This window comes from Leptotrichia sp. OH3620_COT-345, from assembly GCF_003932895.1.
Lineage (GTDB): Bacteria > Fusobacteriota > Fusobacteriia > Fusobacteriales > Leptotrichiaceae > Pseudoleptotrichia.
Map to the genome: position 1 here is coordinate 176882 of NZ_RQYW01000003.1, position 12365 is coordinate 189246.

10 protein-coding genes and 1 other RNA gene are annotated in these 12365 nt (G+C 29.0%); 3 read left to right on the forward strand and 8 right to left on the reverse strand.

Annotated elements, in window-relative coordinates:
* Positions 1-699: 699 nt before the first annotated feature.
* Complete coding sequence (locus tag EII29_RS03120; RefSeq protein WP_199726010.1) at positions 700-1449, forward strand: cyclase family protein; 750 nt, start codon at positions 700-702, stop codon at positions 1447-1449.
* 245 nt (positions 1450-1694) lie between these two features.
* On the opposite strand, the gene EII29_RS03125 is transcribed toward EII29_RS03120, so the two are convergent.
* From EII29_RS03125 to rplS, 7 genes are all read right to left on the reverse strand, one after another.
* On the reverse strand, positions 1695-2615 hold the full coding sequence (locus EII29_RS03125) for an SPFH domain-containing protein (protein ID WP_125236088.1): 921 nt from the start codon (positions 2613-2615) through the stop codon (positions 1695-1697).
* A 26-nt stretch (positions 2616-2641) separates the two neighbouring features.
* Entirely contained in the window at positions 2642-3064 is a 423-nt protein-coding gene (locus tag EII29_RS03130) for an NfeD family protein (RefSeq protein ID WP_125236089.1), read from the reverse strand.
* A gap of 183 nt (positions 3065-3247) precedes the next feature.
* On the reverse strand, positions 3248-3595 hold the full coding sequence (locus EII29_RS03135; RefSeq protein WP_125236090.1) for a DUF4189 domain-containing protein: 348 nt from the start codon (positions 3593-3595) through the stop codon (positions 3248-3250).
* Positions 3596-3891: 296 nt separating this feature from the next.
* Positions 3892-6540, reverse strand: a complete 2649-nt coding sequence (locus tag EII29_RS03140; protein ID WP_158612458.1) for a valine--tRNA ligase — start codon at positions 6538-6540, stop codon at positions 3892-3894.
* A 442-nt stretch (positions 6541-6982) separates the two neighbouring features.
* Positions 6983-7489, reverse strand: a complete 507-nt coding sequence (locus EII29_RS03145; protein WP_125236092.1) for a GNAT family N-acetyltransferase — start codon at positions 7487-7489, stop codon at positions 6983-6985.
* An 18-nt stretch (positions 7490-7507) separates the two neighbouring features.
* On the reverse strand, positions 7508-8944 hold the full coding sequence (gene lepB / locus EII29_RS03150; protein ID WP_125236093.1) for a signal peptidase I: 1437 nt from the start codon (positions 8942-8944) through the stop codon (positions 7508-7510).
* Positions 8945-8995: 51 nt separating this feature from the next.
* Positions 8996-9346, reverse strand: coding sequence for a 50S ribosomal protein L19 (gene rplS, locus EII29_RS03155; RefSeq protein WP_125236094.1), 351 nt, complete (start codon positions 9344-9346; stop codon positions 8996-8998).
* Between the two features lie 337 nt (positions 9347-9683).
* Here rplS and EII29_RS03160 point away from each other — a divergent pair, with 337 nt between their 5' ends.
* Together EII29_RS03160 and EII29_RS03165 are read left to right on the forward strand one after the other, a co-directional pair.
* Entirely contained in the window at positions 9684-10406 is a 723-nt protein-coding gene (locus tag EII29_RS03160) for a DUF554 domain-containing protein (RefSeq protein WP_125236095.1), read from the forward strand.
* Positions 10407-10426: 20 nt separating this feature from the next.
* Entirely contained in the window at positions 10427-11104 is a 678-nt protein-coding gene (locus EII29_RS03165) for a Crp/Fnr family transcriptional regulator (RefSeq protein ID WP_125236096.1), read from the forward strand.
* A 234-nt stretch (positions 11105-11338) separates the two neighbouring features.
* Here EII29_RS03165 and ssrS read toward each other — a convergent pair.
* A non-coding RNA gene (ssrS, locus tag EII29_RS03170) (6S RNA) lies at positions 11339-11541 on the reverse strand.
* Between the last annotated feature and the right edge of the window lie 824 nt (positions 11542-12365).

The window sequence follows — 12365 nt, forward strand, 5'->3', positions numbered from 1 at the left end:
TGTAAATCATAAAATTTTCTGATTTAATATACATCATTACATGAAAAATAGTAAAAACATATAATATTTAATAAGAAATTTTCCCTTTGACTCCATTTTCTCGCTTTATGTGAATACTGTCAACATTTAATTTCAATACCATCCCGGTATCATTATTTACTATAAAAAAAGCTTTATATAATTTACATTGTTTTTAAAAATCTTTAAATCGGCTATAATTTAAGCTTCTTATACCGTAATCATTCCAGATATTGTCAAAAATTCTCTTTAACTTATCCGTTTTTCATAATTCCATTATTATTTTCATTTGTAAATATTTTAAACAATACTGTATATCTTATTAATTTCATATTTTCAAATAAAATAAAAACTACTCAACTAAAAAAGCGAAATAATTTTATTTCCACTTTTTTTATTGGCATTATCAAAGAAATTTAACATAATATTAATTCTATCAACTATAGTCTTAATATTTTTATATTTAATTTTAATATACTATAAATTTTTTTCTTTATTAATAAAGATAATTCCTCATTTTCTTAAAAATATTTGAATGCTGATCCTGCTGTAATTAAAACAACATTTAATTATTCATCATATATACTTGTATAATATATAATTTATATTTTCATTTTAAATGTAAATAATATATTATAAAGTTAATAATCAAATCTTATTATGAAAGAAAGGGTGATAAATGTGGAAAATAATTTGTGGAAACTGTTGGAAACTTTAAAAAATTACAAATGGGTGGATCTTTCTCACGAACTTACAAATAACAGTCCTTACTGGAACGGAATGCCTAAAGGAGTGTTGGAACTTAATAATACTATTATAGATTTCCCTGAAATGAATCTGAATATACAAACTCATAAGTTTCCGGGACAATTTGGAACTCATATAGACTATCCGGGACATTTTGTAAAAAATGCACGTTTAGCGGGAAATTTTAAAATAGAAGATACTGTCCTTCCTCTTGTTGTCATTGATTTAAGTGAAAAAGTCAGAAAAAACAATGATTATGAGATAGACATTGACGATATCCTTGAATTCGAAAAACAATACGGTACTATTCCTGAAAATTCATTTGTCACTTTCAGGTCTGACTGGTATAAAAGATGGCCTAATATGAATTCTTTAACAAATACTGATGAAAAAGGAAATGCACATACGCCGGGATGGCCTATTTCTACACTTGAATTTTTATTTGACAAAAGAAACATTGCAGGAGTGGGGCATGAAACTCTTGATACCGATGCTGCTATTACTTGTGCAAAAAATGGAGACTTAATAGGAGAAAGATATATCCTGCAAAAGGATAAATTTCAAGTTGAAGCAATGAGCAATCTTGACAAACTTCCTCCTGTAGGAGGAATAATATTCATTACTGCACCGAGAATTGTTCATGCTAACGGATTACCCGCAAGAGTTTGGGCGATTATTCCTTAAAAACTTACTATTGAGGGCTGTAACGCCCTCATTTTTTTATGTTTTTAATTCCCATAATATTCAAAATTTTCCAAAAAAATATTAAATTACATTGAGCAGAGAAATAACTGTCTGAATAAAGTAAATTTGTTGTTTTTCAAACATAAGAATTGTTTTTGAATTTGCAGGACGATGAGACTCTCATAAAAGAAAAAATGCCCTCAAACCTAAAATCCGATTTTCAGACATTTTCTATTTTTCTTTTGTTATTTTTTTTCAGGACTATTACCCTGTTTTTCATTTAACTCGGCAAATGCAGTTACCATACTCGCCAGATTCTGCATATTACTCGGTATTATAATTTTAGTAGATTTTCCGTCTGCCACTTTTTCAAAAGTTTCCATTCCCTTTAAAGAAAGCACTTCTGCGTTCGGAGCAGCTTCTTTGAGTAATCTCAATGCTTCAGCTTTTGCCCTTTGAATGGAAAGAATAGCTTCAGCTTCTCCTTCGGCTTCTTTTATCTGTTGTTCTTTTTTTGCTTCGGCTCTGAGTATTGCCGCCTGTTTTTCTCCTTCAGCCACTAATATTGCCGATTCTCTTTTAGCCTGTGCTTCAAGGATGTTCGCTCTTTTTTCCCTTTCGGCTTTCATCTCTTTTTCCATAGCTGATCTTATATCCGCCGGAGGAATTATACTTTTCAATTCCACTCTATTTACTTTAATTCCCCAAGGATCCGTAGCTTCGTCAAGTTCCACTCTCATATTTGTATTTATTATATCCCTTGAAGTCAGTGTCTGGTCAACCGTCATATCTCCTATTATATTTCTTAATGTAGTAGCCGTAAGATTTTCTATGGCTGAAATAGGTCTTTCAATACCGTAAGTATAAAGTTTCGGGTCTGTTATCTGAAAATATACTATTGTATCAATTTGCATAGTGGCATTATCTTTAGTAATTACAGGCTGCGGAGGAAAATCCACAACTTGTTCTTTTAGTGATACCACTCTTGACACTTTATCAAAAAACGGATTTATAAAATTTAACCCTGAGCTGAGTGACTGGTCATATTTTCCTAATTTTTCAATTATATATACTCTTGATTCCGGTACTATTTTAATAGCTTTAAATATTATTATTAATGCCATTGTTATAATAATGATTATAAACGGTACAAGTATAAATCCCATAATCTCCTCCTAAAATATGTTTTAAACTATTTTTTCCCTAATATTATTTTGTTGCCTTCAAAATTCTTTATTATTACCGTATCTCCCACTTTAAAAAAATCTTTACTGATACCCGTCCATATTGAGCCTTTAAATTTGACTTCGTATTCTTTTTTTAAATTGTCGGTGCTGATAACTTTTTCTATTTTTATTTCCGTTCCTGTCATATTTGAATTAAAATCATTTTTCTTTTTTTTAATGTAATTTTGTAAAACAGGTCTTGTAAAAAGAATGAATACTAATGATAAAACTGCAAATATAAAAAACTCAATATAAGAATTATTAATCAATCCTGAAAATAATGTCACAATAAAAGCTGCCAAAGCCAACCATATTGTTACAAGACCCGGAATAACAATTTCCAATAATGCAAATATTGAAGCTGAAATTGCCCAAAAAATCGCTCCCATTACATAACCTCCTCTCTAAAAAAATAGTTTTCAATTAAAAATAAATTCCTGCGTGCCCTCTAACGCCTCCTTTACCGATACCTACTCCCACTCCTGCGGAACATGATACTAAAGTTAATGCTAATAATATAGCTACAACTAATTTTTTCATGTTTTATCCTTTCATTTTAAAATTTTTATTTTTTACCAACTTGTACATACATTGGAAACCACTTGACAATCTCTATATCTGCAATACTTTTTAGCACCTAAATTATTATTTCTCGGATTTCTTGAGGAATACCATCCGTATGCTCCGGTACTTGCAGACCATGCAACTGCGGCACAAGAATTTTTATATGAAACAATTATTCTGCATGCTCTCCCGCAATGTCTTAATGCCGCCCTTTCAGCATCATATTGATTACGATAGTTATAACTGTAACCTGAATACCCCGTATTTAAATTTAGAGCTATCGCTCCATAATAATCATAATATGAAAAAGAAAAAAAAGACATTATTATAAATAACATTATTATTTTTTTCATCATTATACACACTCTCCTTTTTTAGCATTTATTATTATTTCTAAATATTATACATTACTAATCTTAAAACAAGCTGAAAATTGAAATCTTTTTTGTAACTTTACTCCTTTTTCAATATCGGAAAGTATGTTATTGATAAATTAATATGTACTTTTAAATTTTAAACTTATGTCTATTTCCATATTATTTTCAATTTTTTAAATTTTTATAATTATTTTTATTGTATTTTTAAATATATCCCTCAGTTATTTCATACAATTGTTTTTTACATTATACTACATTTTTCAATTTTTTTTAAGTTATTTATATAAATTTATCATTTCTGTAAATTTTGCTATTTTTGTTTCCAGTTCCTCTTTTATTGAATTTTCCTTATTTATTACTTCTTGAGGAGCTTTCGATAAAAATACTTCATTGGACAATTTTCCCAAAACTTTATCAAGTTCTTTTTTTGTCTTTTCAATATCTTTTTCAAGTTTTGCTATTTCCTTTTCCTTATCTATCAAATTAGCCAGAGGAACATATATTTCTGTAGTTTCAACTAATCTGAAACCTGCCAAATCAGGAATTTCGACATCCGGAGAAAATTCATATTTTTCTATATTTGCCAGTTTGTCGAGAATCTTCGGATTATCCACCAGTATTTTCTTTTCTCTTTCATCAAAAGTTTTAAATATTACTTCTATTTTCTTTGCCGGTGAAACATTTGCCTTTCCTCTTATGTTTCTTATTGCTGTTATAATTTCTTTAAGATAATCGAATTCTTTTTCCGCTTCCTTATTTATTAATGCTTTATCTTCACACGGAAATTCAGATAACATTATTGTTTCTTCATCAATATCAAGCTTCTGCCATATTTCTTCAGTAATAAAAGGCATAAACGGATGAAGCATTTTAAGACCGTTATCCAGAATATGTCTTAATACCCACTGGGCAGTTATTTTATCCGTTCCTTCACTGCCATAAACTCTTGTTTTAGCTATTTCTACATACCAGTCACAAAATTCTCCTCTAAAAAATTCGTAAGCTATTTTTGCTCCACTATCAAGCTCGTAATTTTCCATATATTCATTTATTTTCCCCGATGCTGACTGAAGTTTTGATAAAATCCATACATCTTCCAACTTAAATTCCAGATCTACTACCGATGTTTCTTTATCAAAATCTTCCAGATTCGACAATACGAACTTTGAAACATTCCATATTTTATTTGCGAATGTAGAACCCATTTCCAGTAGCTTTTCGGAAAAATGTATATCCTGTCCTTGGGAAGTGTTGTATAAAAAACTGAATCTTATTGCATCTGCTCCGTATTTGTTTATTAAATCCAAAGGATCAGGAGAATTTCCAAGTGACTTGCTCATTTTTCTTCCCTGCTCATCTCTTATAAGTCCATGTAAATATACGTAATGAAAAGGGATCTCATTGTTTATATAAAGGCTCATCATTATCATCCTTGCAACCCAGAAAAACAATATATCGGCTCCTGTTACTAATGTGTTTGTAGGAAAGAATTTTTCGAAATCTTTAGTTTTTTCAGGCCAACCCATTGTAGAAAATGGCCATAATGCTGATGAAAACCATGTATCAAGAACATCAGTCTCTTCTCTTAAAGCTACTTCTTTTCCGAATTTTTCCTTTGCCTGACTTTTTGCTTCCTCCAAATCCCTTGCTACAAAAATTGTTCCGTCTTCAGCATAATAAGCAGGTATTCTGTGTCCCCACCATATTTGCCTTGAAATAGTCCAGTCTCTTATATTTTCAAGCCAGTTATAATATACTTTTTCCCATCTTTTAGGTGTTATTTTTACTTTTCCGTTTTTTACAACTTCCAGTGCTTTTTCAGCAAGAGGCTTCATTTTTACAAACCATTGAGTGGAAACTCTCGGTTCAATTACCGTATCGCATCTGTAACAGTGACCTACTGCATTTTTATGGTCTTTTACTCCTACAAGATACCCTCCTTCTTCAAGGTCTTTCAATATTTCCTTTCTAGCTGTAAATCTGTCAAGACCACAATATTTACCTCCATTTTCATTTACCTTTGCATCTTCAGTAAATATATTAAGAAAAGGAAGTCCTGTTCTTTTTGCCACTTCAAAATCATTAGGATCATGAGACGGCGTCATTTTAACTACTCCTGTTCCGAATTCCTTATCCACATATTCATCGGTAACTATAGGTATCTCTCTGTTCATAAGAGGTAATATCACTGTTTTACCTATTAAATGAGTATATCTTTCATCAGCAGGATTTACGGCTACTCCTGTATCTCCCAACATTGTTTCAGGTCTTGTAGTGGCAATTACTACAAACTCATCACTATCTTTTATTTTATATTTTATTTCCCATATTTTACCATTTTTTTCCACATGATTCACTTCATCGTCTGCCAGTGCTGTTTTGTCATGAGGACACCAGTTTACAATATATTCTCCTCTATAAATAAGTCCGTCATTGTAAAGCTTTATAAATACTTCCTTTACAGCTTTGGAAAGTCCTTCATCCATTGTAAATCTTTCCCTTGACCAGTCGAGAGATACCCCCAGCCTTCTGAGCTGTTTAGTTATTAATCCTCCATGTTTTTCTTTCCATTCCCATGTTTTTTTCAGAAATTCCTCTCTGCCTATTTCTTCTTTTGTAGTCCCTTGCTCTTTAAGCATTCTTTCTACTTTATTCTGAGTGGCAATTCCCGCATGATCGGTTCCCGGAACCCATAATGTATCAAATCCGCTCATTCTTTTATATCTTATAATTGTATCCTGAATGGCATTATCCATCATATGACCCATATGTAATATTCCTGTTACATTTGGAGGAGGAATTACTATGGAATAGCCCGGCTTCTCATCATTATGTTGTGCATTGAAATATCCTTTTTCTTCCCATATCTTATACCACTTCTCCTCAATTTCACTTGGAGAATATATTTTATTTAACTCCTTTATCATTTCTTTTCCTCCTGTCTGTTTTAAGTTATTTTATCAGTATTTTCTTTATTCATAATATTTAAAATTTTTTCCGTTACTTGTGATTCAATCGGCTTCCTCAGCATTGTTAATATACTCTTTATATCTTTGCAATTTTTTAACTTAACAGTTACTTATTTTTTCCAAAATACAATTAAAACTCATATTCATTTTCTCATTCCAAATAAATAGTAAATGCACTTAAATTAACACATTCAAGTAAAGCAATGTTTATGATATGATTTTTCAATAAATTTTTCATTTGTACTGATTATATTTAATTTGATTAAAGCAATCATCGTATTGTTTTCGTAACAAAACAAAAATATTAATATTTTTTGTATAGTGTTATTTAAATTAAACCGTATATATTATTTTGCAATATAAATTTATTCTTATTTGGAGTATAAATTATAATTATTTAATTTATTTTTCTGATTTTTGCCATAATAGCGGCATTTTTTCCGTTGCCATAATAATTTTTCCTTATCGAAATTTTTTTAAATCCATTTTTTTCATATAATTTTATTGCTTTATCATTATTTTCATCAACTTCTAAAAATATCTTCTTTTCTAAAACTGTTTCTTTACCTCTATCATTTTCATATATTTCCATATCAGAATAAATAATCTCGGATGTTTCTTTTAAAAGTATATTTCCATATCCTTTTCCCTGATAAATTTTTCTTATTCCGATTTCAAACAAATCAATATTTTCAAAAGTATCATAATAGACAATGTATCCTAAAATTTCTTCAAAATCCGATTCTATAAGACAATAAATCAAATATTTATCATTATTTAAAATATCGGAAAAATATTTCTGCTCCGCTTTATCTGAAAAAAGCTCGTTATGTATTTCTATCAATATTTCAGTCACTTTATTTATATTTCCGTCACTTTCATTTACCCTAATAATTTTCCACATATTGAACAAAGCTCCGTTTTATATTAACCCCAGTCTGTTAATAGGCCACCATCTAAATAAAAGGTTACCCTTTATTCTACTTTCAGCCGTATACCCGAAATATCTGGAATCTAAACTGTTCAAAGTATTATCTCCCATAGTCATATAATAATTTTGACTTAGAGTAAGTGTTTCTCCGTTCAGCAGTTTCATAAACAGCTCATCATTATATTTAAAATCCAGTATTGGAAGTACGAGTTCATCTCTTCCTTCCACTTTCAATGTAAATGTATAATATGTACTGTAATTTTCGTTTCCTATAATTTCTTTAAAGTTGCTTTTTGTATTTACATGATCTAAAAATTCTTCAGGTGTCAATGTTCTGAATACTCCATCTTCTTCCAATGTTATAAACTTATCAAGTCTTACTTTATCTCCTTTTTTAGGAATATATATTTTATTATCTCCTAAAATTCCTTCTGCCGAGTATTCTCTTTCACTCAGTTTATCTTCAATTTTATCATTTAAATATATTTTACCTAATTTTCTTTGGGCAACTCTTCCACCTACTTCTACATCTAAAATTTTGTCAATTTTTATCTGCATTGTTTGCCCTGCAGCTCCGACTACTCTTTTCGTGTACATTATCTTATCTGTTATAGGTTCTTTAAATGCTATAATATCTCCGACTTTTGGCAAAGTAAACCTGTATTTTATCATATTGGCAAAAACTCTATCCTGTACTTTTATTGTAGGTTCCATTGAACCTGTAGGTATCACATAATTTCCAAGGTAAAATGTCTGAATAAGCAAAACGAGAACTATTGCAGTTATAGCTGTATCCATTCTTGCAAATGCTTTTCCCAATGTACTTTGTCTTCTCTTTTCAGTTTCCACCAGTTCTTTTCTGGCTTCTTCAGCACTTTTCCCTGTTTCTTTCTGTATTTTTTCTACTTCTTTGCTAAATTCACCATCTTTACTTTCATTTCTTATAGTGGATTCGGTAATTTTCTCTTTTGCAGGTTTTCTATACAAAAATATTAAGGGCATGGAAAGCACCATAGTTATGAAAAGATAAACATAAAAATTTGTGTCCAAAATATTAAACATCAATTTTCCTAAAAAAAGCATTACTAAATTTGCCAGAAATATCCATTCATGTTCTCTTCTCAGTACAAGAAACAGAAAATTTAATGTAAATATTCCGTATATTCCCCAGATTTTCAATTTAATTACAGGATCCGGAACCCTGTCTACAATGAAAAAGAAAATACCCGTTATTATTATTCCCATTATTGTTATAATATTCGCAACTTTTATTCTTTTTTTCTCAGCTTCATCTCCAACGGGAATTTTTTTAAGTATATCATCTTCTTTTTTTCTTATAAAACTGACAACCTGTTTTTCCTTTATAAAAAAATATAAAAGAATTAATGAAGTTATCAAATAAAATATCCCCCATAATATTGTATTCATTGCATTTTCCTTTCTATAAAACAGAAAAAGCTAGCAAATGCTAGCTTTTAGCTACTTTCTAATTTCTTTAATTCTAGCAGCTTTTCCTGATAAATTTCTTAAATAATATAATCTTGATCTTCTTACTTTTCCTATTCTCTTAACTTCTATTTTCTCTATTAGCGGAGAATTGATAGGTATGATTCTCTCTACACCTATTCCTGAAGATACTTTTCTTACAGTGAAGTTTTTAGCTATTCCTCCTCCGGAAACTCTTATAACTACACCTTCGAACACCTGTATTCTCTCTTTATTTCCCTCTTTTACTTTATAATGAACAGCTATTGTGTCCCCTGATTTAAATTGAGGTATATCAGACTTCAAGTAATCTTTCTCTACCAGTTCGATTAATTTCTCTTTCAAGAAATTCACTCCCTTCTTTACGCGATATTCTTTTTATCTCTTCTAATACACAGTATCAGCATCAGCAATAAAAGCGGAATACCCTTTTTCATATACGAAACATATTATCATATTTTTATATTCAATGTCAAGTAAGAGTATAAATTTTTTTAAATTCCTTTTTCTAAATTTTTTTTGTAAAAAAGTTTAATAAAAATTTTTCAGCTCACTTCCTGCTATTTTTTAAAAAACATCGACTATGAACAATTATAAATGAGAATCTTTTTTCTCACTATACATTTTACAAATATTTATGGTATAATTTTTTAAATTAAAACAACGGCTTGAAAGGAAAAAAATGGGAATTATTATTGATTTTTTTGCTATTATAACGGGAAGTTTGCTCGGATTAATTATCGGAAACAAATTTAAAGAAAATATTCGGAATATTATAATGGACTGTATAGGTATGTTTGTTATAATTTCAGGTATAAAAAGTACTCTTAATTCTAATCGGGACATTATTGTTTTGACTTATCTGATAATAGGATCCGTTATCGGTCAAATTATTGATATAGATCTGCAAATAAAAAAATTAAGTATCTTTGTTGAAAATAAATTTTCAAAAGTTTCGTCTATTTCCGTCAAAAATGAGAATTCTATTGAAAGTAAAGAAAAAGTTTCCAATTTTGCTAAAGGTTTTTCCATTACAACAATACTTTACTGCGTAGGAGCAATGGCTGTCATCGGTTCTATAAACAGCGGACTTACAGGAGATAACAGAATATTGAATATAAAAGCCGTTTTAGATGGTATTACTGCTATAATCTTTGCATCAATATATGGTATGGGGGTCTTATTTGCAGCATTTCCGGCCCTTTTATACCAAGGGATGTTTTATTTTTTTGCAAACCAGATAAAACCTTTTTTGACTCCTCAGGCAATATCCGACTTGAATTTTTTAGGCGGAATAATGATATGTGCTTTAGGAATTAATATAATTCTTAAGAAAAATATAAAAGTGGCGAATATGCTTCCTTCTCTTTTTATTTCTATAATTGCCGGAATATTTTTTAAATAACTTTATACAGGGAGGTTGCTATGAAACTTATTGAACTTTACAAAATAATGTTAAAAATCCCTTTATTTAAAGGTTTAAGTATTAATGAAATAAAGGATTTTTTTCAGAAGATAAATTTTCAGATTAAAAATTATGAAAAAAATGAATCTATATTTTTTAGAGGTGATCCTATTGAGCATATTATTATAATCCTTGAAGGAGCTTCTAAAGGAGAAATGCAGAAATTTGACGGAGCTTCTATTACTATTGACTATATAAAACCTTATCAGCTCATAGCTCCGGCTTTTATATTCGGAGATATTAAAATCTTTCCTGTAGATTTAATATCTGTAGAAAAATCAAAATTTCTATTTCTTAATAAAAAAGATTTTGTAGAAATTATGCAGGAAGATAAAAGACTTCTCTTGAATTTCTTAGATGAAATTTCTAATAAAGGACAACTTTTATCCAAAAGAATATGGTTCAATTTCGTAAATAAGACTATAAATGAAAAAGTCATGAGTTATATTAAAGAAAATCAGAAAAACGGTATTATATCATTTAAACCTAACATATCCGAGCTGGCAAAAAAATTTGAAGTTACACGTCCGTCACTTTCAAGAGAAATTTCAGTTCTATGCGACAAGAAAGTTTTGATAAAATTACAGAATAATAAATATAAAATAGATTTTTCCAAATTAAAAGATTTAAATATATAAGGAAAAAGAGTGGTTGGGGTTCCACTCTTTTAGTAACGCTATGAAAAGACAAAAAAGATAAAATCTTTTTTAAAAATAAGTACTATTAAATATATACCTCATTTTTTTAAAATTCAAAATTTTTTTTGTATTTTTTTCACATACTTTTTTAACTTTTTTATTTTATTAAAATACAATTATTTATTTTAGATATAAAAATCCAAAAACTTTTTTAACTTTTTATATTTTTTAAATAAAAAATCCAATCTATCGTTCCGACTAAATTTTTGGTCGCCTGTAGTTGTTACAGGTGGTAGTCATATTTGTAAGTTGTACAGAATCCGTGCTAAGTATAAAACCGCCGTGATGTACCTGATTCAACATACAACAATCCGACCCCATTAAGAAAGAGTAAAGCCCAAAAATTATATTGTCGGTCACGAATAGACCAGACTCTTATTTATATTCTTATATAATTATGTAAATTATTTGTATATATTATATCTGTTAGTTCTAAGAATGTCAATGCCTCTTTTATTTTTTATTTCAATTTCTTTTATATATTCGATTTAATTCAAATTTTTCTTTAAAAATATATGTTTTTCTGATACAATATGAATATATAAATGACGGAATTGATAATACCGCCAAGTGCAGTATTATTTTTATTTTAATATTTTCAGAATATATAAAATATCAATAAGTAGAAAGGAAATTTTAATGGAAATTACTTTTAAATTCAAAAACTTTAAGTCTGATTTTTCTTCTATAATTGATATAAAATAGACTTTCCGTTTATTGTAATAATCACAACAACTTCTTTCTTAGTATTCCGGTTAAATAAAATTCTGCCTGCTTTTTCATCCACTACCACTGTAGTCCTTGAAATCTATTTTAAAATTCAGAGGTTTGTATATCCCTGTTTTCAGACTGAACAATGCTGTTATATACATTTTTTCCTATAACTACGATGCAGGAAATATAAAAAGACTTATAAATACTGTTAAGTTGAGCTATATACGCTATGGGAATTATGTTTACAGAATTTATACTCTGTCAGGTATTTCCCGTTCAGACTCTTGAAATATTTGATGCTTCAGATAAAATGATTGAAATTAAGATTAAAAGCTCTTGAAATTATAATCTTGTTTTCTTATGGTTGTTTGTTCTTTTGTACTCAGCTCAGTTTTTCAAGTTTTAGGCAGAGGAATACTAAGTCTTACATTTTTCCTTGTAAGACAAATTATCTTTATTCTTGCACTGACTTCCATATTTCCAAAAA